The following is a 21231-nucleotide window of genomic DNA, read 5'->3' as shown; positions in this document are numbered from 1 at the left end:
GGCCGGCACCCGGCCGCGTGCGCGTCGACCTGACCCAGCGAACTTGGAGGAGCCGTGCGGATCGGTGTGATGAGCGGGCCGGAGCGCGGGGACTCCGCCCGCAAGGCGAAGCGGATGGCCGACGACGCCCGGTGGGCCGAGTCCGCCGGGCTGGACACCGTGTGGGTGCCGCAGGTCCCGACGGACTTCGACGCGCTGCTGGCCGTGGCGCTGATGGGGACGGCGACGAGCCGGATCGAGATCGGGACCGCGGTGGTGCCGCTGCAGGCGCAGCATCCGATCGCGCTGGCGCGGCAGGCGCTGTCCGCGCACGCCGCCACGGGCGGGCGGCTCGCGCTCGGCGTCGGGCCGTCCCACCACTGGATCGTCCGGGACATGCTCGGGCTGCCCTACGAGCGGCCCGCCGGCTACACCCGCGACTACCTGGATGTCCTGGACGCCGCCTTCGCCGGGCCGGGCCCGGTCGAGGTGGAGAACAAGACGTTCACCGTGCACAACCCGCTGGGCCTCGGGCCGGTGGGGCCGCTGCCCGTCCTCATCGCCGCGCTCGGCCCGGTGATGCTGAAGCTCGCGGGGGAGCGGGCCGACGGGACCGTGCTGTGGATGGCGGACGAGAAGGCAATCGGCGAGCACGTCGTCCCGCGCATCACCAAGGCCGCCGAGGAGGCCGGGCGCCCCGCACCCCGGATCGTCGCGGGCGTCCCGGTGTGCCTGTGCCGCCCGTCGGAGGTCGACGCGGCGCGCGAGCGCGCCAACCGCATCCTCGGCGAGGCGGAGATCTCCCCGAACTACCGGCGGCTGCTGGAGTACGGCGCCGCCCGCGACGTCGGCGACATCTGCGCGGCGGGCGACGAGGCGGCCATCAAGGCGCGGCTGCGCCGGTTCGCCGACGCGGGCGTCACCGACCTGTCGGTGCGGCTGCTGCCGATCGGGGAGGGCCGGGACGAGCTGGTCGCCTCCAAGGAGCGGACCAAGGAGATGCTCGCGGGGCTGGCGGCGGAGCTGCGATGAGCGGCGGACCGCTGGCGGGGATCCGCGTGCTGGAGGTCGGCCACATCCTGGCCGGCCCCTACGCGACGATGATGCTGGCCGACCTCGGCGCTGAGGTCACCAAGATCGAGCCGCCGGGCGGGGACCTGTCGCGCCAGGTGGGCGACGCCTACTTCGCCAGCCTCAACCGCGGAAAGCGCAGCGTCCGGCTGGACCTGACGGCCGAGGACGGGCAGGCCCGGCTCGCCGAGCTGGTCGCGGAGGCGCACGCCCTGCTGGTCAACCTGAAGCCGTCCGCGATCCACCGGCTCGGGCTCACCTACGAGGCGCTGCGCCGCCACAACGAGCGGATCGTCTGCGTCGCCCTCACCGGCTTCGGCCTGCACGCCGGCGACCACCCCGCCTTCGACTACGTCGTCCAGGCCGCCACCGGGGTCGCCGCGCTGACCGGCGACCCGTCCGGGCCGCCGACGCTGCCGGGTTACTCGTCGGCCGACAACTCCGCCGGGCTGACCGCCGCGCTCGGGCTGCTCGCCCAGATCGTGTCGGGACGCGGCGGGCAGGTGGAGGTCTCGCTGCGCGACGTGATGCTGTCCCAGCTCAACTACCGCGCGTCGGCCTACCTCAACGAGGGCGCCGAGCCTCGCCGCCTGCCGCACGGGGCGCACTCGTACTACGTCCCGGCCCAGCTCTTCCCGACCGCCGGCGGGCATCTCGCGCTGTTCATCACGCACGACGGCTTCTGGCAGGCGTTCTGCGCGGAGACGGGCGTCGAGGGCTTCGCGACGATGGCGGAGCGGGTGGCCCGCCGGGAGGAGGTCCTCGCGGTCGTGGCGGGCGTCCTCGCGACGGACACCGCCGCGGGCTGGGAGGCCCGGCTGCGTCCCCTCGGCATCCCGGCGGCCGCCGTGCGGACGCTGCCGGAGGCGCTGCTGGCCGCCCCCGACGTGATCGTGAAGGCGGGGGAGTACCGGCTGGTCGGCAGCCCGATCCGGGTCGCGGGATACGAGCCCCGCTACGGGCCGCCGCCCCGGCTCGGCGAGCACGGCGACCCGGCGAACGCGTCCCCGGTCGCATGAGCGCGGGGTCGTCGGACGGCGATGCGGGCGGGCGCGCCGCGCTCGCCTTCGAGGAGCGCGAGTACAGCGCGGCGCGGCTGGACGCGCTCGCCGGCGGGCTGGCCATGACGCTGGCGCGGCGGGGCGTGCGGCCCGGCGACCGCGTCGCGCTCATGTGCTCGAACCGGCCCGAGTTCGTCGTCGCCGTCCGGGCGGTCTGGCGGCTCGGGGCGGCGGTCGTGCTGTTCAGCCCCGCCTGGAGGCGCGCCGAGGTCGAGCACGCCCTGGAGATCACCGAGCCGGCGCACGCGGTGGGCGATCAGGCCCTCCTGGCCGGGCGGCTGCCGATGCTGCACCTCGACGAGGAGCCGGTCGAACCGTCGGACGCCGCCTTCCCCGAACCCGACCCCGGCGCCGACGCCGTCCTCGTTTTCAGCTCGGGGACGACCGGGCTGCCGAAGGCCGTCCGGCACACGCACGCCTCGTTCCGCGCCGCCGTCCGGGACTGGCGGACGACCCTTGAGCTGACCGGGCGGGACCGGATCCAGATCGCCACCCCGCCGTCCCACATCCTCGGCCTGCTCAACATCGAGACGGCGCTGGAGACCGGCGCCTGGATGCGGCTGCACCGCCGCTACGACCTGGACCTGCTCCTGCGGACCATCGAGGCCGACCGGATCACCGTGGAGATGGCCGTCGCGCCGATCGCGCTGGCGATCGCGTCGCACCCGGACCTGGAGTCGTTCGACCTGTCGTCGCTGCGCTACATCATGTGGGGCGCGACACCGGTGACCCCGGAGGTCGCCGAGACGGTCACCCGCCGGACGGGCGTCGGGTGGGTGCCCGCCTACGGGGCGAGCGAGCTGCCCGTCATCGCCTGCAACCCGGTCCGCGGCGCGCGCCTGGACAGCGTGGGACGCGCCGCCCCGGGCGTGAGGCTGCGGGTGGTGTCGCTGGAGACCGGCGCTCCGGTCGCACCGGGGGAGACCGGCGAGATCCAAGCGCGGTCGGCGTCGCTGATGGCCGGCTACCTGCCCGCGGAGGCGACCGCCGCCGCCTTTGACAGCGGCTGGTACCGCACCGGCGACGTCGGCCACGTCGACGCCGAGGGCTGGGTCCGGCTCACCGACCGCGCCAAGGAGATGATCAAGGTGCGGGGGTTCCAGGTCGCGCCGGCCGAGGTCGAGGCCGTGCTGCACGGCCACCCCCGCGTCGCCGACTGCGCGGTCTACGGGATCCCGGACGGCGCGGGCGGGGAGGCGGTCGTCGCGGCGGTCGCCCCGGCCGGACCGGTCGGTCCCGCCGAGCTGGTCGCGCTGGTCGGCGACCGGCTCGCCTCCTACAAGCGGCCGAGCGAGGTCGTGTTCGTCGAGGAGATCCCGCGCCTGCCGTCCGGCAAGGTGCTGCGCCGGGTCCTCAAGGAACGCCACGGACGCGTCCCCGGCGCCTGACGGCCGCCGACCGGTCAGTCTTCCGCCGACGCCAGCTTCTCCAGCACCGGCATCGGCACATGGTTCGCCCATCCCGTCCCGGGCCAGTTGAACCAGCCGGAGGACGCGTGGGTGCCGCCGTCCGGGTGCAGGGTGCTCCCGGTGACGAAGGACGACAGGCCCGACGCGAGGAACACCACGCATCCCGACACGTCGGAGGCCCGGCCCACCCGCGCCATGGGGAACGCGATGCGGATCCCGGCCGGGTCGGACAGGGCGTGGTCGCCCGCCGACAGCCCGGCGAGGGCGGCGGTGGGGGCGTAGTCGGGCGCGACGTTGTTGACCCGGATGCCGTCCGGCGCCAGCTCGACGGCGAGCGTCCGCCCGAACTGCTCGACCGCGGCCTTCGCCGCCGCGTAGACGGCGAAGCCGGGGGCGGCCCGGTGCGCCTCGACGGTCGTGATGTTGACGATGCTGCCGCCGCGCCCGCCCGCCCGCATCCGCTCGGCGGCGAGCGAGCAGGCGTGCAGCACGTGCGTCAGGTTCGCGCGCAGCAGCGCGTCCCACCCCTTCGGCGTGGTGTCGGCGAAGGGCGCCCGGAACGTTCCGCCGACGACGTTGACGAGCGTGTCGAGGCGGCCCCAGCGCTCGTCCACGGCCGCGAACAGCGCGGCCAGCGCTCCGGGGTCGCGGACGTCCCCCTGCCGGACGATCGCGTCGCGGCCCCGCTCCTCCAGCGAGCCGCGCAGCGCGGCGACCGCGCCGCCGTCGATGTCGATCACCGCGGGGCGGACGCCGTTGGCGGCCAGGTCCGACGTCACCGCCTCGCCGAGGCCGCCGGCGCCGCCCGTGACCACCGCGACGGTGCCGTCCAGTCCGCCGCGCTCCTCGAACCATCCCATGCGGTTACCGCCCGTCCCGCAGATAGGTCGCGCCGAACGACTCCAGGAACTCCAGCGTCGCCGGGAGCGAGGCGGTCCGGCTCGACACCAGCACCCAGGTGACGCCCGCCTTCTCGATCTCGCCGAGCGCCTCCCGGTGCCGGTCGGCGTCGGCGGCCGGCGTCTCGATCCCCGGCCCCTGGTAGGAGTGCAGCACGTCGATGCGGTCGTCCCGGCCGGCGGCGGCCGCCGCCTCCCGCATCTCGGACACGGCCGCGGCCAGTTCGTCCAGCGAGCCGAGCGCGGGGGTGCGGGCGGTGGCGCTGAGCTGGGCGCCGCCGGTCATCGGCATCCAGCCCTGCGCCCGCTCCGCGACGCGGCGGCGGCGGAGCCGGGGGTTGCCGCCGATCCAGATCGGGATCGGGTCCTGGACGGGGCGGGGCCGCGCGATCACGTCGCGGGCGCTGAAGTGCCGGCCCTGGTAGCCGAACGGCTCGCCGTTCCAGTGCAGCGGGAGCACGTCCAGCGCCTCGTCGAACAGGGCGTTGCGCTCCTCCATGTCGACGCCCAGGGCGTGGAACTCGCTCTTCTGGTAGCCGGTGCCGAGCCCGAGGATCAGCCGGCCGCCCGACAGCCTGTCGAGCGTCGCGGCGGCCTTGGCCAGCAGGAACGGGTTGCGGTAGGGCGCGACCGCCAGATGGGTGAGCAGCCGCAGCCGTTCGGTCGCCGCGGCGACGTACCCGAGCGCGACGAACGGGTCGAGCGTCTGGTGCCCGCCCGACGCCAGCCACCGGGCGCCCGGCACCGGATGCTCGCTGAGCGACAGCCCGTCGAACCCGGCGCGCTCCGCGGCGGCGGCCACGTCGCGCAGCGGCCCGGCGTCGAGGACGTCGCCGTCGAGGCCGCCGGTCTCGGGGTAGTGGAAGATGAACCGCATCGGCACCTCACGGACGTTGGACGAAGGGGAAGATGCGCGTGAAGTCGGCGCCGGGCTCGGCGTCGGCGAACCGCTCCCAGAGCGACGCCGTCACCGCGCCGACCGCGGACGGGCCGCCCTGGTCCTCCACGGAACGCAGGTAGAGCCGCACGTCCTTGCTCATGAGCGAGTTGGTGAAGCCCGAGGCGTAGCGGCCGGTGAGGACGTGCTCGGGGAACTTGTCGCTGGTCGCGGCGCTGCGGCCGCTCGCCGCGTTGAGCACCGTGAGCATCGTGCCCATGTCGAGGCCGGCCGCGACCCCGAACGCGACCGCCTCGCTGGTCGCGGCGAGCGCGGTCGCCGACAGGAAGTTGTTCGCCAGCTTGAGGGCCTGCGCGAGTCCCGGCCGGTCGCCGACCCGGTGGCGGCGGTCGCTCAGCCCGGCGAGCACCGGCTCGACGCGCTCGCAGGCGTCGTCCGTCCCGGAGTACATCACCGCGAGCGTGCGGGCCCGGGCCCCGGCGACGCCGCCCGACACGGGCGCGTCGACGTAGCCGATGCCGCTCTCGGCGAGCAGTTCGGCGACGGTCCGGGCGGCGCTCACCCCGATCGTGGAGGTGTCGACGACGTGGGCCGCGCGGCGGCCGGGCGTCCCGGCGATCTCCCGGGCGACCTGCTCGGAGGCCGTCCCGTCCGGCAGGCTGAACACCACGACGTCGCTCTTCTCGGCGACCTGCCCGGCGTCGCCGACGGGGGTGGCGCCCCGCGGGCAGCGCTCCGGCCCGGCGGCGTCGTGGGCCACGACCGCCAGGCCGGCGCCGACGAGGTTGGCGGCCAGCGCGGCGCCCATGTTGCCGAGGCCCACGAACCCTACGGCCGTCACCGGTCCGCCCCGCCCTGTCCGGCCGCCTCGCGTTCGGCGCGCACCTGCCTGACGCTCCGCCTGGCGGCGACGCCCGCGGGGGCTCCGCAGTAGCCGGCGACCTGGAAGAGGAGTTCGTCGATCTCCGCGTCGGTCACGCCCGCGCGGTGCGCGCTGCCCGCGTGCAGGCGGAACTCCTCCATCCGGCCGAGCGCGGCGGTCATCGCCATCACCAGCAGGCTCCGGTCGCGGCCGGTCAGGGCCCCGCCGCGCGCCCACGCGCCCCACGCCATGGCCGTCACGTGGTCCTGGAACTCCGCGGCGACCGGGTCCGGATCGGCGGCCTGGCCGTCGACGTAGGCGTCGCCGAGCACCGCGCGGCGCACCGCGCGCGCCGCGCTCAGCTTCTCGCTCTCTTCCATGGGGTCCTCTCCAGGGCGGAGCCCTCAGGGGCGCAGGGACAGGCTGATGGTCTTGGTCTGGGCGTACTCGCCGAGGGCCTCGATGCCCTTCTCGCGTCCGTATCCGCTGGCCTTGAAACCGCCGAAGGGCGTCTCGACGCCGAGCGCGCCGCCGTTCACCGCCACCTGCCCCGCGTCGATCCGCTCGGCGACCCGCAGGCCGCGGGCCGCGTCGCCGCTCCAGACGGCCGCGACGAGCCCGTAGTCGGTGTCGTTGGCGAGCGCGACCGCCTCCGCCTCGCCGGTGAACGGCATGGTGACGAGGACCGGGCCGAACACCTCCTCGCGGGCGATCCGCAGGTCGGGTGCCACCCCGGCATAGACGGTCGGACGGATGAACCGCCCGCCCGCGCCGGGCCCGTCGTCGTAGGCGGATCCGCCGGTCACCGGAACCGCGCCCTGGCGCTTCGCGTCGTCGAAGTGCGCCAGGACCTTGCGGAACTGCGCCTCGGTGATCATCGGGCCGAAGTCGACGCCGGGCCGGAGCCGCTCGACGGCCTCCACCACGCCCGCGACCACCGCGTCATGGGCGGGCGCCTCGACCAGGAGGCGGGTCGTGGCGGAGCAGACCTGCCCGGCGTTGAACGCGACCGCCGACACCGCCGCGGCGATCGCCCGGTCGGTGTCGGCGTCGGCGAACACCACCAGCGGCGACTTGCCGCCGAGTTCGAGCGTCAGGGGAATGAGCCGGTCGGCGGCGATCCCGGCCAGGAGCCGCCCGGTGGCGACCGAGCCGGTGAAGGTCACGCGCCGCACACCGGGATGGGCGGCGAGCGGCGTGCCCGCGTCCGGCCCGGTCCCCGTCACCACGTTCAGCAGCCCGCCGGGGAGCCCGGCCCCGCCGGCGAGCCGGGCCAGGCACAGCGTCGACACCGAGGTGAACTCCGACGGCTTGGCGACCACCGCGTTCCCGGTGGCCAGCGCCGGGGCGAGCGCCCGGCACGCCTGGTTCAGGGGCAGGTTCCACGGTGTGATCGCCCCGACGACGCCGTACGGTTCGAGCCGCGTGTAGGTGTGGTTCCCCGCGCCGAGGTCGATGGTGCGGCCGTGGTGGGCCCGCAGGATCCCGGCGTAGTAGCGGAAGTAGTCGGCCGACATGCCGATCTCCATGCGGAGCTGGCCCTCGGTCTTCCCCGTGCACGCCCGCTCCACCTCCATGAGCTCGGCGGCGCCGGTGTCGATGGCGTCCGCGACGCGGTGCAGCACCTCGGCGCGCTCCGCGCCGGACCGCTCGGCCCAGCCCGGCTGCGCGGCCGCCGCCGCGCTCACGGCGCGGTCCACGTCGGCGGCCGTGCCCGCGGCGATCTCGTCGCCCGGCAGCCGCGTCGAGGGGTCGACGGTGGGCAGGTAGGCGCCGCCCGCCGGCTCCTCGGCGCCGCCGCCGATCCAGTGGTGGTGACGGACGCCCATGTCAGTCCTCGTAGACGACGGTGACGTGCTCGGTCGTCGGCTCGCCCTGGCAGGTGAGGACCCAGCCTTCGGCGACCTCGTCCTCTTCCAGCGCGTTGTTGACGCGCATCTTGGCCTCTCCTTCGGTGACCTGGGCCATGCACGTGGCGCAGTTGCCCGCTTCGCAGGAGAACGGCGGTACCAGCCCGGCCCGGCGCGCGCTCTGGAGCAGCGTCTCGCCGGCGCGCTGCGGGACGGTCTTCCTCTTGCCGCCCTGCGCGATGGTGACCGTGCCCTCCTTCTCCGGGCCCGCCGGCGCCTCGTCCGACGGAGCGAACCGCTCGATGAAGATCCGGCTCTGCTCCACGCCCAGCGACAGCAGGGTGCGCTCCACCAGGTCCATGAACGGGGCGGGGCCGCAGACGTAGAAGTCGGCGTCCTGGTCGGCGCCGACGAAGCCGCGCACCCGGTCGGCGGTGACCAGGCCGCGCTCGGCGTCGAGGTGGCGCTCGATCTCGAACCGCTCGGGATGCCGGCCGGCCAGCTCCGCGAGCTCGCCTCCGAAGATGACCGAGCCGCCGTCCCGGTCGGCCGCCAGCACCCGGACGCGCCGCTCCGTGGTGGCCAGCGCGCTCTTGACGAGGGACGCGATCGGCGTGATGCCGCTGCCCCCGCAGAACGCGACCAGCGGCGCCGGGGTCTCCCGCAGGCAGAACGCGCCCGCCGGACGGGTGACCTCGACCAGGTCGCCGGGCCCGAGGTTGTCGAGCATCCAGTTGGAGACCAGGCCGCCCGGCACCCGCTTCACGGTCGTCCGCAGCTCGGCGTCGGTGTCCGGCGAGCTGGACATCGAGTAGCTGCGCAGGGTCCCGCAGGCGCGGAACGTGAGGAACTGGCCGGCCCGGTAGGAGAACGGCGCGTCGAGCGCGTAGGTCCGTGCGTCGGCCGTCTCGTCGATGACCCGTGTGATCCGGACCCGGTGGAAGCCATGGTCGTGCGCCATATATGAAATCTAGCTTCTCTAGTATTGAGAATGCAATTCTCCTGGCCTGATCGAGAGCGTCGGGCAGCGCGTGCGGAGGAAGTCGTGCGGGTACCCGAGGTCGACCCGGGCGGCCTCGTCCAGCAGCGCCGCCTGCTCCTCGTCCAGCCGGACCTCCAGCGCGCCGATGTCGTCGTGGATCTGCGCGGGCCCGCTGGCGCCCAGCACCGGCGTGACGCCCCGCCGCAGCAGCCAGGCGAGGGCGACCCGCGCGGTCGTGGTGCCGATCTCCGCCGCCACGCTCGCGGCGGCGTCCACCGCCCGTTCCAGCGCCGGATACAGCGCCTTCGCTCGGGCGCCCGGCTCCTTGCCCGCGAGCAGGCCGCGCGCGAGCGGGCTCCACCCGGTCACGGCCAGCCCGAGCGACGCAGCCATCGGCAGCAGCTCGCGCTCCGCCGTCCGGGCCGCGAGGGAGTACTCCACCTGCAGGGCGCAGAAGGCGCTCCATCCGCGCAGCTCCGCGATGGCCTGCGACCGGGCGATCACCCAGGCGGGCGTGTTGCTGACACCGATCGCGAGGACCTTGCCGGACCGGACCAGGTCGTCGAGCCCGCGCAGCGTCTCCTCGGCCGGCGTGCCCTGGTCCCAGGCGTGCACCCAGAGCAGGTCGACGTGGTCGGTGCCGAGCCGCCGCAGGCTCGCCTCGACGCTGCGGCGCATGCACTTGCGGTGGCCGCCGCCGGAGTTGGCGTCGTCGCCGGTCGGCAGCGCGAACTTGGTGGCGACCACCACCTCGTCGCGCTCGGCGGCGATCAGCCCGCCGACGATCCTCTCGCTCTCCCCTCCGGAGTAGACGTCGGCGGTGTCGACGAAATTGCCGCCCGCCGCCCGGTACGCGGCGTAGATGGCGCGGCAGGCGGCCTCGTCGGCGCCGGCCGTCCGGCCGCCGGAGCCGAACGTCATGGTGCCGAGGCAGAGCTCGCTGACGCGCATGCCGGAGCGGCCGAGCAGCCGGTGCCGCATGCCCGCCTCCCGTCCGGGCTCAGGCATCGTCGTCGACCACCCAGTGGACCATCCGGTGCAGTGGGTACATCGCGTCGTGCGGGTTGCCGAGACTGCTCTTGAGGGCGCTGCCGAGCTTCACCACGCGCTGCACGCCGGCGGTGGCGAGCCGGTCCCGCAGCTCGGCCTTCAGGCGCGCCGGATAGACGCCGACGGTCTGCGTCGCCACGGTCGCGTGCTCGGCGGCGTCCAGCACGTCCAGCACCGGCACGACGTTGACCGTCTTGTTCGTCGGGTGGAAGTCGACCGGCTCGGGGGACCGCACGACGAGGCCGCGGCCGTCGTGGCCGCCCCAGACCCGGTAGTCCGGCTCCAGGAAGCGCAGGCCCTCGACCGCCTCGCGGACGTCGGCGGGCGGCCGGGGGCCGACCGCCGAGGCGAACTCCCGGTCCACGCCCATCCGCTCGCACAGCAGCGCGCAGAAGCGGTCGACCTCCTCGGCGGTGCCCTCGACGAACATCTGCCGGGGCGCGACGCACGCGTCCTGGTTGTAGACGGTCGCGTCGGCGGCGGCGAGGTCGGCCGCCTCCCGCAGGCGCTCCTCCGTCGCGAACGCCTCCCGCCCGATGACCGCCATGGACACCTTCGGGTCGAACGAGATCAGCTGGAAGCCCGGCGCTACGTACCGCGCCGCGTTGGCGATCGCCTCGCCGCCGCCCCAGGCCACCAGCTTGTCGAAGTACTGCGACCGGTACAGCACGTCCTCGACCCGCGCGTCCCCGCCGCGCCAGTACACCGCCGACATGGAGCGGAGCACCGGGTGGTCCGGCGCGACGTCGGCCATGGTGCGCAGGACGGCGACCGTGGTGAACGGGTCGCCCGACGGCATCTTGAACACGTTGACGGCCTTGACCAGGGCCGCGTCGGCGACCGACATCATCGCGCCGCTCGGGGAGTTGCCCGCGAGCATGTGCACCAGGCGGGGCGGGAACGCCCGCACCCGGCTGGCGCTGCCGGCCGGGTCGGTGTGCTCGACCCAGCCGTCCAGGACGTCCAGGCTCCCGAACGTCCGCAGCAGCCGGTACTCCAGCGCCTCCCGGGTCAGGAACCGGCCCGGCCGCCGGTAGGTGTTCTCGACGACGCGCCGCGGCAGCGGGCTCACCCGCAGCGTCATCTCCAGCGACTCCTGCAGGTAGGGGTTCTTCTCGAGGACGAATCGCCGTCCCGTCTCCACCAGCAGGTCGATGATCTCCGAGATCGGGACGTCGAAGGCGGGTCCCGGCCGGGTCCGCGGCTCGAACAGCTCGTCCAGCCGCAGCGCGGGCGTGGTGAACGGGACGCCGAAGTCCCGCGACATGTACTCGGCGTCGTCGCCCCAGACCAGCCGGCCCCGGACGAAGTGCGGCACCCGGATCGTCGTCCGCGCGCCGGCGGTGGTGCTCGTGCTCATGACCCGCTCCTCAGGCGTCGATGAAGCCGCGGACGTAGGCGTCGATGGTGCCGGCGCACGTGATCTTGTCGCCGTCGGGCGGGTCGGAGTACCGGCTGATCTCGTCGAACACGGTGGGGCCGGGGCGGCCGCACGGGCAGCCGGTGAAGTCGGCGCGGATCCGGTCGCCGGAGATCGTGCCGCCCCACCGGCCGTCGACGGTCATGTCGAAGAAGGCGGCGCGGCCCTCGGCCCCGCCGTCGGACACCTCGGCGAAGGACTCGCCGTCGCGGTCGAGCACGAACAGCGTGAGCTGCGGCGGGACGTGGTAGCGGCCCTCAAGGCACTTCGGCATCCGGACGTTCAGCTCCTGCATGGAGTAGTAGTGCAGGAGCCGCTCGGGCGCGACGTTCAACGTCCGCGAGATCCGCGACCTGTGGTCCGGCGGCAGCGCCAGGCCCTTCAGGCCGCCGCCGGAGCTCAGCGCGTTGCCGCCGGTGAGGCCGCCCTCCGCCAGGCCGCGCTCGGCCAGCGCCTCGCAGAGCCTGAAGGCGAGCGGGAACGTCGTGGTGAAGAACATGCGCTCCGTGCGGTGCGCGATGACCTGGTCCGCGATCCGGCCCAGGCGCTCCGTCACCTCGGCCTGCCGCCGCGCCGCCTCCGCCTCGAACGCGGCCACCTCGTCGGGCCGCGCGGTGCCGTCCGCCATGGCCCGCCGCATCGCGGTGAGCCTCGCCATGTAGCGGTGGTGGCCCTCCGGTGCGGCCGTCTCCGCGACCGCGATGCCGTCCGGCCGGTGGTACGCGTCGACGACCATGTCGCGGAAGACCCGGTGCGAGGTGACGCTGGTCGGCGGGCCGAGCGGCAGGACGTGCCAGGTGCGCTCGGGCGGCATGCCGAGCGCCGTCAGGCAGTCGACGAAGTTCCGCAGCGAGACGTCGCGGTCCCGCGCGGTCTTGTTGAGGAAGGAGTTCTTGCCGCTCGTGCCGCTGGAGCTCGACGCGAGATGCCCGGCGGCCTCCAGCCGGGCGATCCAGCCGTCGACGTCCTCGACTCCGGACACGTCCACGCCCTCGATCCGGTACGTCGAGAGCGAGTCGAGCCAGCGGTTCATCTGCGCCCACCGGCCCTTGGCGACGAGCGACTCCGGATAGCTCTTGTAGGTGGTGTGCGGGAAGAGCAGCGGGACCATGTCCTCGTAGGACCGGATCGCCGTGACGCCCTCCGCCTCGGCGCGCTGCGCGAGCACGGGGACCTGCTTGCGCCGCTCCTGGAAGCGCGCGTCCAATTCCCCTACATCACCCTGCTGACCTGCTGCCACGGGCATGACGCCTCCTCGGCCGTATGGGGTCTGCCGGAAAAAAACCATACTGATGAGTCTAGTTTTTGGCCAGACCCCCGTTCTGGCAGACTTCTGCGCATGTCGCCATCGGACGCCTCCGGCGCGCCGCCGCCGAGGACCCGGACCCGCCGCGGCGGGCGGCCCACGCTGGAGGAGGCGGCGGAACTGGACCGCGCGGTCCGCGACGCCGCGCTGAGCCTCTTCCTGGAGCACGGCTACGAGGGCACGTCGATGGACGCCATCGCGCGCGCCGCCGGCACCACGAAGGCGTCGCTCTACGCCCGGTTCAAGGGCAAGGAGGAGGTCTTCGCCTCCGTCCTGCGGCAGGCGGTGCCCGACCCCGACTGGCCCGGGACCGAGCCCGCCGCCCCGGACCTGGACGACCTGGAGGGCGCGCTGACGTCCATCGCGCGCACGGCGCTGCGCCGCGCGCTGGATCCGTCGATGGTCCGGCTCGGCCGGATCGCCATCGCGCACGCGTCGCGCTTCCCGGACCTGGCCCGCCGCGCCTACGCGGCCGGCCACTTCCCGCGCAAGCCGCTCCTTGTCGAGCTGCTCCGGCGGCACGCCGCCACCGGGGCGATCCAGGCCGACGAGCCCGAGATCCTGGCCGAGCACTTCATCGCCATGGTCTCGGGCATGCCGGCGCGGCTCGCCTCCTTCGGCATCGAGCGCGACGAGGCCACCTGGGACCACCACACGAGCGTCGCCGTGCGCCTGTTCCTGCGCGGCCTCCGGCCCGACTGAGCCCGGACGGCCCCGGGTCAGGGGAGCGACTCCGAACGCTGCACGGTCCCGGTGATCCCGCCCGCGTCCTGGGCGGCGAGGAGCACCGCCGCCCGCCCCATGGCCTCCGGCGGCTCGACCATCTCCTCGGGGATCTCCGTGCCGCCGCCCCCGGCGATCCAGCCTTCGGTGACGACGACGCGGGACGGGGCGAGGCAGTTCACCGCGATGTTGTCGGCCCTGAGGTCGGCGGCCAGGCCGAGATAGAGGCGCTCGACGGCCGCCTTGGAGACCCAGTAGGCGTTGGCGCCGCGGTCGGTCATCCCGACCCCCGACGTCGTCACCGCGACGAGGGAGCCGCCCCCGCGCGCCCTGACGTGCGGGATGACGGCCCGGGTCACCAGGAAGACGCCGGTGAGGTTCACGTCCAGGCACCGCTGCCAGCGTCCGAGCGGCGTCGACTCGACCGGGCCGAGCCACAGGACGCCGGCGTTGGCGATCAGGATGTCGATCCCGCCGAAGGCGTCGACGGTCGCCGCCACGGCCGACGCGACCGAGTCCTCGCGGGTGACGTCGCAGGGCACCGCGAGGGCGCGGCCGCCCGCCGCGGTGATCCGCCCGGCGACCGAGTGGATCGTGCCGGGCAGCCGGCCCTCGCGCTCGGACCGCGCGGCGACGGCGACCCCGGCGCCCGCCTCCGCGAGCGCCAGCGCCACCGTCCGCCCGATGCCGCGGCTGGCCCCGGCGACGAACGCGACCTTGCCGGTGAGGGGGCCGCTCACTTGGGCGGGAACCGCAGCGCGCCGTCGAGCCGGATGACCTCGCCGTTCAGGTAGTCGTTCTCGCAGATGTGCTGGACGAGGGCGGCGTACTCGGGGCTGCGGCCCATCCGCTTCGGGTGCGGCACCTGCGGGCCCCAGTACGCCTCGAGCTGGTCGCCCGCCTTGCCGTAGGCCGGGGTCAGGAACGTCCCGGGCGCGATGGTGACGACGCGGATGCCGAGCGGCGACAGGTCGCGCGCGGCGACGACCGTCATGCCGACGACCCCGCCCTTGGCGGCGGCGTAGGGGATCTGGCCGATCTGCCCCTCGTAGGCGGCGATGGAGGCGGTGTTGACGATGACGCCCCGGGCCCCGTCCTCCGTGGCGGGCTCCTGTCTCCCGATCGCGGCGGCGGCCAGGCGCATCACGTTGAAGACACCGGTCAGGTACACCTCGATGGTCGTCCGGAAGCCGGCGAGGTCCAGGGGAGAGCCGTCCTTGCCGACCAGCCGGCCGCCGCTGGCCGGCCCGCCGTGGGCGTCCACGGAGATGCGCAGCGGCCCCGCCGCCTCCGCCTCGGCCAGCGCCGCCAGGACGGAGTCCTCGTCGGTGGCGTCGGTCCGCACGTAGCGGACGCCGAGCTCGCCCTCGAGCGCCTTGCCCTTCTCGTCGGCGAGGTCGGCGACGACCACCTTCGCGCCGGCCGCGTGGAGGCGGCGGACGGTGGCCTCGCCGAGCCCGCCGGCGCCGCCGACGACGATCGCGGAACTGCCCTCGATCTGCATCGCGTTACCCTCTCTTGCAAGTAGGAATCTTGATGAGAGAGAATAGCATTCTCATGAACATCACCATGATCGCGGAGATGGCGGCCTCGGCCGGGGACCGGACGGCGGTGACGGCGGACGGCCGCTCGCTCACCGCGGCCGGTCTGCTGCGCCTCGCCCGGGCGGCCGCCGACCGGTTCCGGCGCCACCCCGCCGTCCTCTACCTGGCGGCCAACCACCTCGCCTACCCGGTCGCGCTGTTCGGCGCGGCCGTGGCGGGCGTGCCCTTCGTCCCGCTCAACTACCGGCTCGGCGACCGGCAACTGGAGGAGCTGCGGTCCCGGCACCCCGGCGCCCTGGAACTCCGGCCCGACGGCCTCGACTCGTTCCTGGAGGAGACCGAGGCGGCCGCGTCCCAGGACCCGTCCGGCTCCGCCCCCGGCCCGGCGGCCGAGGACGACCCGGACCCCGTGGCGGTGCTGCTGTACACCAGCGGGACGACGTCCGCGCCGAAGTCGGCCGTCCTGCGCCACCGGCACCTGCTCGCCTACGTACTGAACACCCTGGAGTTCGGCTCCGCCGCGGAGGAGGACGCCGCGCTCGTCGCGGTCCCGCCGTACCACGTCGCGGGCCTGGTGAACCTGCTGTCGAACCTCTACACCGGCCGGCGGGTGGTGTACATGCCGTCGTTCGGCGCGCGGGAATGGCTGGAGACCGTCCGGCGCGAGCGCATCACCCACGCGCTGGTCGTCCCGACGATGCTGGCGCGGATCGTCGCGGAGGTCCCCGGGGACGACGCCGCCACGCCGACCCTGCGCAACCTCGCCTACGGCGGCGCGCGGACCCCGATGCCCGTCCTGGAACGGGCGCTGCGGATCTTCCCGGAGACGGGCTTCGTCAACGCCTACGGCCTGACGGAGACGGCGTCCTCCATCGCCCTCCTCGGCCCGGACGACCACCGCGAGGCGCTCGCCGCGACGGACCCGGCGGTCCGGGCGCGCCTCGCGTCGGTCGGCCGCCCGCTGCCCGGCGTCGAGTTCCAGATCCGCTCCGACGACGGCGAGCCCCTGGAGGCGGGCCGGACCGGGCTGGTGTTCGCCCGGGGCGAGCAGATCTCCGGCGAGTACGGGGGCGGGAGCGTCTTGGACGCCGAGGGCTGGTTCGCCACCCGGGACCGCGGGCGGCTCGACGCCGACGGGTACCTGTTCATCGAGGGCCGCGCCGACGACACCATCATCCGGGGCGGGGAGAACATCGCCCCGGCCGAGATCGAGGACGTCCTGCTGGCGCACCCCGGGATCGCCGAGGCCGCGGTGCTGGGCGTGCCCGACCCCGAATGGGGGCAGCGCCTCGTCGCGGTCGTCGTCGGCGAGGGCGAGCCCGAGGAGATCCGCCGCTGGGTCCGGGAGCGGCTGCGCTCGTCCAAGACGCCCGACGACATCGTGTTCCGGGCCGAACTGCCGAAGACCGACACCGGAAAGCTGCTGCGCCGCGTCCTGCTGGCCGAGATGGACACAACGTTGGAGAACACCCGTGCCTGAAGCCGTCATCACCGCCGCCCTGCGCACCCCCGTGGGCACCGCCTTCAAGGGGACCCTGCGCGACACCACCGCCTACGACCTGGCGCACCATGTCGTCGCCGCGGCGGCCTCGGGTCTCGATCCCGAGCAGGTCGACGACGTGATCCTCGGAGAGGGCCTGTACGGCGGCGGCGTCGTGGCCCGGCACGCCGCGATCACCGCCGAGCTCACCTCGGTCGCCGGCCAGGCGTGCAACCGGCACTGCGCCGCCGGGCAGGCGGCCGTCCAGGACGCCGCCGCGAGCATCCGCGCGGGCATGGACGAGCTCGTCATCGCCGGCGGCGTGAACTCCGCTTCCACGTCGCCGAAGTCGCGCTTCCGGGTCGGCGGGGAGTGGGTCGAGCCGTGGAACCCGCCGACCCACCCCGACCGCCCGGACGCCCCGAACCTCGACATGTCGATCACGGTGGGCTGGAACGCCGCGGTCAGGGCGGGCGTGTCCCGCGAGGAGATGGACGCTTGGGCGCTGCGCTCGCACCGCAACGCGGTCCGCGCCATCGACGAGGGCCGGTTCAAGGACGAGATCGTCCCCATCGAGACGCCGCACGGCACCTTCTCCGTCGACGAGCACCCGCGCCGCGACACGTCCCTGGAGAAGCTCGCCTCGCTGAAGCCGCTGCACCCGGAGATCGAGGGCTTCAGCATCACCGCCGGGAACGCCTGCGGCAGCAACGACGGCGCGGCCGCCCTCGTCCTCGCCGGCGACGGTCTCGCGGCCCGGCAGGGGCTGCCGGTGCTCGGCACCGTCCGGTCGTGGGCGTCGGTCGGCGTCGACCCGGCCGAGACCGGGCTCGCCCCGGTGAAGGCGATCCCCAAGGCGCTGGCCCGCGCGGGCCTCAAGCCCGACGACGTCGAGGTGTTCGAGATCAACGAGGCGTTCGCGGCGATGTGCGTCGCCACGGTCGGCATGCTCGGCCTCGACCCGGAGCGGGTGAACGTCAACGGCAGCGGCTGCTCGCTCGGCCACCCGGTCGCCGCGACCGGCGCCCGCATGCTGGTCACGCTGGTGCACGAGCTGCGGCGCCGCGGCGGCGGCGTCGGCGTCGCCGCGATGTGCGCGGGCGGCGGCATGGGCTCGGCCACGGTCATCGAGGTCCCGGCCCCGTGACCGCGGGGACCGCGGCGCGGTGAACGTCCCCGAACTGGTCGCCGAGGCGCGCGGCGGTTCCGTGCGGGCCGCCGGGCGGCTGCTCACGCTGGTCGAGGGCGCGCGCCGCGCGGAGGTCCTCGACGCCCTCGGACCGGCCGCCGCGCGGGTCGTCGGCGTGACGGGGCCGCCCGGCGCCGGCAAGTCGACGACGGTCGCCGCGCTCGTCGGCGCCTACCGGGACGGCGGGCGCCGCGTGGCGGTGCTCGCCGTCGACCCGTCCTCGCCCTTCAGCGGCGGCGCGCTGCTCGGCGACCGGATCAGGATGTCCGCGCACGCCGCCGACCCCGGCGTGCTCATCCGGTCGGTGGCGACCCGCGGGCATCTCGGCGGGCTGGCGACGGCCGTGCCCGCGGCGGTCCGGGTGCTGGCCGCGCTCCGGTACGACCCGGTCATCGTGGAGACCGTCGGCGTCGGGCAGTCGGAGATCGAGATCGCCGCCGTCGCCGATCCCGTCGTGGTCGTGCTCGCCCCCGGCGCGGGCGACGCGGTGCAGGCCGCGAAGGCCGGCCTGCTGGAGGTCGCCGACCTCCTGGTCGTCAACAAGGCCGACCGCGACGGCGCCGACCGGACCGTCCGCGACCTGCGCGCCGAGACCGGCGCGCCGATCCTGACGCTCGTCGCGACCAAGGGGGAGGGCCTGCCCCGGCTCGTCGAGGCGATCGGCGCGCACGACCGGGCGGACGATCCCGCCCGCCGGACGGAGCGCGCACGCGCCCAGATCCTCTCCCTGGCCCAGAGCCGCCTGCGCGCCGATCCCGCCCTCACGGACCTGGCGGCCGACGTCGCCGCCGGCCGCCGCGACCCGTACGCCGCCGCAGGGGAGCTCCTCGGCGGCCCGTCCGGGCGATCGGCCTGACGGGGGATCAGCGGCGGAAGCGCACGAGGGCCTCCTGCGCGTAGGAGGCGACGAGGGCGCCGTCCTCGGTGAGGACGTCGCCCCTGCCGAAGCCGCGGCCGTGCGCCAGCAGCGGGCTGTGCTGGCGGAGAAGGAGCCAGCCGCCGGTGCGGAACGGGCGGTGGAACCAGAGCGTGTGCGAGGTGACGGCGGAGGTGAACGCCGTGCCGGCGTCCCGCTGGCCGACGCCTTCGACGGGCCGCAGCGCCGTTCCGATGAGGCTGAGGTCGGTCGCGTAGGCGGTGAGGGCGGGCGCGTGGCCCGGCTCGGCCTCGGGGACGCGCATCCACAGGTCGAGCTCGGGCGGCCCCGAGGCGGCCGAGTCCAGGTCGGCGGACGCGCGGGTCTCCCACGGGAGCAGGCCGATCTCCACCCGGTGCTCCGGCCCGAGGACGGGCGGCACCTTCGGGATCGTCTGGTGGTCGGGGCCGTCCTCGGCGGCGTGCATGGACACCGAGGCGGTGGCGATGGCGCCGGAGCCCTGCAGGGCCCTGATCGCCAGGACCGCGAAGGTGCCGCCCTCGCGGTGGCGCTCCACTTCGTAGCGGACCGGCTCGTCGGTGCGCCCCTCCCGGGGGAACAGCGCGTGCAGCGACTTCACGCCCTTGCCGGGGCAGGTGAGCGCCGCCGCCCGGACGAACTGGGCGAGGATCTGGCCCCCGAACAGGCGGTGGTACCCGAGCCGCTGGTTGGGCCCCTCGAACACGAGGGGCGCGCCCTCGGCGCCGGCGGGCCGGGCCGAAGGCGGCTCGGTGAGGTCGAGGCACGCCAGGAGATCGCTCCAGAGATCGGACATGCCTCGACTATAGTCAGACTCTCTGAATCTGAGAATAGGATTCTCGGGTCAGTCGCCGGCGATCCCCAGGGCGCAGAAGTCCCAGACCTCGTCGGCCTCGATCGGGTGGGCGTTCTCGTCCTCGGAGACCCCGTTCGACTGGGCGACGAACATGACCGTCTGCATCACCAGCGCGGCGGCCCGGCGCGGCCTGACCTCCCCGCGGAGCTGCCCGGCGGCCTCGGCCTCCGTCATCAGCTCGGTGAACAGGGCCAGCAGCGGGGCGTGCGCGATCTTCACCTCGGCCGGGTGGGAGACCAGCAGCTGCGGCGCGAAGTCGGTGAACAGCGGGCGCTGGGCGGACGGGTCCGGACGGGAGAGCTCGAACAGCAGCGTGACCGCGACCTTGAGCCGGGCCAGCGGATCGGACTGCCCCTCCGCGGCGGCCCGGATCTGCTCGGCCGACCTGCGCAGGGCGTCCTCGAACAGGGCGAGCAGCAGCTCGTGCTTGCCGTCGAAGTGCTGGTAGAAGCTGCGCAGCGACTGCCGTGAGCGGTCCACGACCTCCTGCACGGTGAAGTCGGTGGTGTTCTTCTCCGTGATGATCGCCTGCGCCGCGTCGAGGAAGCGCTCCACCCGCTGCTCGGCGCGGAGCTTGGCGGCCTTGGTGGAACGCTCTACCGCGCGCTGCTTCCAGGCCGGTTCCTCGGCCGGTGCGCTCGCGGGCGGATCCGTCTTCTGCGTCATGTCAAGAACCTTACTGCACGATTCCGGGACCGTGCCTGCAGTCTCACCGTCCGGTTCGCGAAGGATTGCGAGAGTCTTACTATGGATTTTTGAGAATGCTATTCTCTTTACTGTGAAAGCCTTGCGCTGCACCGTCCACGGTTCCCTGGACGACCTGACGGTGCACGAGATCCCCGAGCCGGTCGCCGGCCCCGGCCAGGTCGTCGTCGAGGTGCGGGCCGCCGCGGTGAACTTCGCCGACATCCTCGTCGTCCAGGGCGCCTACCAGGTCGCGGCCCCGGTCCCGTTCACCCCCGGCAGCGAGTTCGCCGGACGGGTCGTCCGGGTCGGCCCGGACGTCGAGGGGTTCGCCCCCGGCGACGCGGTGTCCGGCTCGGTGTTCGTCGGCGCCTTCGCCCAGCGCGTGGTGGCGCCCGCGACGAGCCTGACCGCGCTGCCGCCCGGCACCGACCTGCGCGCCGCCGCCGCGTCCGGCGTCTCCTACGCCACCGCCTACCACGCGCTCACGCTCATCGCGGAGTTGCGCGCGGGGGAGGCGCTGGCCGTGCTGGGCGCCGCCGGCGGCGTCGGCCTGGCCGCCGTCCAGCTCGGGCGGCTGCTCGGCGCGCGGGTGATCGCGGTCGCGTCGTCCGAGCGGAAGCGCGCCCTGTGCCTGGAAGAGGGCGCGGACGTCGCCCTGCCCTACGACGACCTCAAGCGGCGGCTGGCCGACGCGGGCGGAGCCGACGTGGTGCTCGACCCCGTCGGCGGCGAGCACGCCGAGCCGGCGCTCCGCGCGCTGCGCTGGGGCGGCCGCTACGTCACGGTCGGCTTCGCCGGCGGCGAGATCCCGCGGATCCCGCTCAACCTGGTGATGCTCAAAGGGATCAGCGTGCGCGGCTTCGAGTTCGGCGGCTGGGCCGGGCACGAGCCGGAGGCGCTCGCGCGCGGCCGCGCCGAGCTGGCCCGGCTCGTCCTGGCAGGCGGGCTGAAGCCGCACATCCACGCGGTGTACCCGCTGGAGGACGCGGCGGGCGCGCTCGCCGCCGTCGCGGGCCGCAGCTCGGCCGGCAAGGTCCTGATCGTCCCCGCGGCCCCCGACGGCCCCGGGC

21 protein-coding genes are annotated in these 21231 nt (G+C 74.6%); 8 read left to right on the top strand and 13 right to left on the bottom strand.

The window, feature by feature from the left end; genetic code table 11:
* The first annotated feature begins 54 nt into the window (after positions 1 to 54).
* From ABZ914_RS24370 to ABZ914_RS24360, 3 genes are read left to right on the top strand one after another with little or no spacing between them, the layout of a single operon-like run.
* Positions 55 to 1011: an LLM class F420-dependent oxidoreductase gene (locus ABZ914_RS24370; protein WP_500195915.1), complete on the top strand. Its 957-nt coding sequence runs from the start codon at positions 55 to 57 to the stop codon at positions 1009 to 1011.
* Complete coding sequence (locus ABZ914_RS24365; protein ID WP_500195913.1) at positions 1008 to 2069, top strand: CaiB/BaiF CoA transferase family protein; 1062 nt, start codon at positions 1008 to 1010, stop codon at positions 2067 to 2069. The genes ABZ914_RS24370 and ABZ914_RS24365 overlap by 4 nt, the downstream gene beginning before the upstream one ends.
* Entirely contained in the window at positions 2066 to 3499 is a 1434-nt protein-coding gene (locus ABZ914_RS24360; protein ID WP_500195912.1) for a class I adenylate-forming enzyme family protein, read from the top strand. Before ABZ914_RS24365 ends, ABZ914_RS24360 begins: the two co-directional genes overlap by 4 nt.
* Before the next feature lie 14 nt (positions 3500 to 3513).
* Here the strand turns inward: ABZ914_RS24360 and ABZ914_RS24355 are convergent, their stop codons facing one another.
* From ABZ914_RS24355 to ABZ914_RS24315, 9 genes are read right to left on the bottom strand one after another with little or no spacing between them, the layout of a single operon-like run.
* Positions 3514 to 4380, bottom strand: a complete 867-nt coding sequence (locus tag ABZ914_RS24355; protein WP_500195910.1) for an SDR family NAD(P)-dependent oxidoreductase — start codon at positions 4378 to 4380, stop codon at positions 3514 to 3516.
* 4 nt (positions 4381 to 4384) lie between these two features.
* Positions 4385 to 5296: an LLM class F420-dependent oxidoreductase gene (locus tag ABZ914_RS24350; RefSeq protein WP_500195916.1), complete on the bottom strand. Its 912-nt coding sequence runs from the start codon at positions 5294 to 5296 to the stop codon at positions 4385 to 4387.
* 7 nt (positions 5297 to 5303) lie between these two features.
* Entirely contained in the window at positions 5304 to 6158 is an 855-nt protein-coding gene (locus ABZ914_RS24345; protein ID WP_500195909.1) for an NAD(P)-dependent oxidoreductase, read from the bottom strand.
* Positions 6155 to 6559 carry a carboxymuconolactone decarboxylase family protein gene (locus tag ABZ914_RS24340; RefSeq protein ID WP_500195907.1) on the bottom strand — a complete coding sequence of 135 codons (405 nt, stop codon included), beginning with the start codon at positions 6557 to 6559 and terminating at the stop codon, positions 6155 to 6157. The genes ABZ914_RS24345 and ABZ914_RS24340 overlap by 4 nt, the downstream gene beginning before the upstream one ends.
* Before the next feature lie 24 nt (positions 6560 to 6583).
* Entirely contained in the window at positions 6584 to 8008 is a 1425-nt protein-coding gene (locus ABZ914_RS24335) for an aldehyde dehydrogenase family protein (RefSeq protein ID WP_500195905.1), read from the bottom strand.
* Between the two features lies 1 nt (position 8009).
* Positions 8010 to 8990: a 2Fe-2S iron-sulfur cluster-binding protein gene (locus ABZ914_RS24330; RefSeq protein WP_500195904.1), complete on the bottom strand. Its 981-nt coding sequence runs from the start codon at positions 8988 to 8990 to the stop codon at positions 8010 to 8012.
* Between the two features lie 18 nt (positions 8991 to 9008).
* A complete protein-coding gene (locus ABZ914_RS24325) occupies positions 9009 to 10019 on the bottom strand; it encodes an aldo/keto reductase (RefSeq protein ID WP_500195902.1) in 1011 nt (336 codons plus the stop codon).
* The gene (locus ABZ914_RS24320) at positions 10012 to 11421 is read right to left on the bottom strand and encodes an acyl-CoA reductase (protein ID WP_500195900.1); all 1410 of its coding nucleotides are present in this window, start codon (positions 11419 to 11421) and stop codon (positions 10012 to 10014) included. The genes ABZ914_RS24325 and ABZ914_RS24320 overlap by 8 nt, the downstream gene beginning before the upstream one ends.
* A gap of 10 nt (positions 11422 to 11431) precedes the next feature.
* Positions 11432 to 12727: a hypothetical protein gene (locus ABZ914_RS24315; RefSeq protein WP_500195898.1), complete on the bottom strand. Its 1296-nt coding sequence runs from the start codon at positions 12725 to 12727 to the stop codon at positions 11432 to 11434.
* 93 nt (positions 12728 to 12820) lie between these two features.
* Between ABZ914_RS24315 and ABZ914_RS24310 the strand changes: the two genes are divergently transcribed.
* Positions 12821 to 13489, top strand: a complete 669-nt coding sequence (locus ABZ914_RS24310) for a TetR/AcrR family transcriptional regulator (RefSeq protein WP_500195897.1) — start codon at positions 12821 to 12823, stop codon at positions 13487 to 13489.
* Positions 13490 to 13506: 17 nt separating this feature from the next.
* On the opposite strand, the gene ABZ914_RS24305 is transcribed toward ABZ914_RS24310, so the two are convergent.
* Together ABZ914_RS24305 and ABZ914_RS24300 are read right to left on the bottom strand one after the other, a co-directional pair.
* On the bottom strand, positions 13507 to 14250 hold the full coding sequence (locus ABZ914_RS24305; protein WP_500195895.1) for an SDR family NAD(P)-dependent oxidoreductase: 744 nt from the start codon (positions 14248 to 14250) through the stop codon (positions 13507 to 13509).
* On the bottom strand, positions 14247 to 15014 hold the full coding sequence (locus tag ABZ914_RS24300; protein WP_500195893.1) for an SDR family NAD(P)-dependent oxidoreductase: 768 nt from the start codon (positions 15012 to 15014) through the stop codon (positions 14247 to 14249). The genes ABZ914_RS24305 and ABZ914_RS24300 overlap by 4 nt, the downstream gene beginning before the upstream one ends.
* 53 nt (positions 15015 to 15067) lie before the next feature.
* On the opposite strand from ABZ914_RS24300, the gene ABZ914_RS24295 reads away from it, so the two are divergent.
* From ABZ914_RS24295 to meaB, 3 genes are read left to right on the top strand one after another with little or no spacing between them, the layout of a single operon-like run.
* Positions 15068 to 16534: a class I adenylate-forming enzyme family protein gene (locus ABZ914_RS24295; RefSeq protein ID WP_500195892.1), complete on the top strand. Its 1467-nt coding sequence runs from the start codon at positions 15068 to 15070 to the stop codon at positions 16532 to 16534.
* Positions 16527 to 17681, top strand: coding sequence for a thiolase family protein (locus ABZ914_RS24290; protein WP_500195890.1), 1155 nt, complete (start codon positions 16527 to 16529; stop codon positions 17679 to 17681). Before ABZ914_RS24295 ends, ABZ914_RS24290 begins: the two co-directional genes overlap by 8 nt.
* 19 nt (positions 17682 to 17700) lie before the next feature.
* A complete protein-coding gene (meaB, locus tag ABZ914_RS24285; protein ID WP_500195888.1) occupies positions 17701 to 18579 on the top strand; it encodes a methylmalonyl Co-A mutase-associated GTPase MeaB in 879 nt (292 codons plus the stop codon).
* 7 nt (positions 18580 to 18586) lie between these two features.
* Here the strand turns inward: meaB and ABZ914_RS24280 are convergent, their stop codons facing one another.
* Both ABZ914_RS24280 and ABZ914_RS24275 read right to left on the bottom strand, forming a co-directional pair.
* The gene (locus ABZ914_RS24280; protein WP_500195886.1) at positions 18587 to 19414 is read right to left on the bottom strand and encodes an acyl-CoA thioesterase; all 828 of its coding nucleotides are present in this window, start codon (positions 19412 to 19414) and stop codon (positions 18587 to 18589) included.
* 48 nt (positions 19415 to 19462) lie between these two features.
* Entirely contained in the window at positions 19463 to 20140 is a 678-nt protein-coding gene (locus tag ABZ914_RS24275; protein WP_500195884.1) for a TetR/AcrR family transcriptional regulator, read from the bottom strand.
* A 112-nt stretch (positions 20141 to 20252) separates the two neighbouring features.
* Here ABZ914_RS24275 and ABZ914_RS24270 point away from each other — a divergent pair.
* Positions 20253 to 21231 (top strand): NADPH:quinone oxidoreductase family protein (locus ABZ914_RS24270; protein WP_500195883.1); only part of this gene is annotated, 979 nt, incomplete at its 3' end.

Source organism: Spirillospora sp. NPDC046719, from assembly GCF_040645715.1.
Classification (GTDB): Bacteria; Actinomycetota; Actinomycetes; order Streptosporangiales; family Streptosporangiaceae; genus Spirillospora.
The sequence above is the reverse complement of the archived record's forward strand: the minus strand, read 5'-3'. Positions and strand labels throughout refer to the sequence as shown.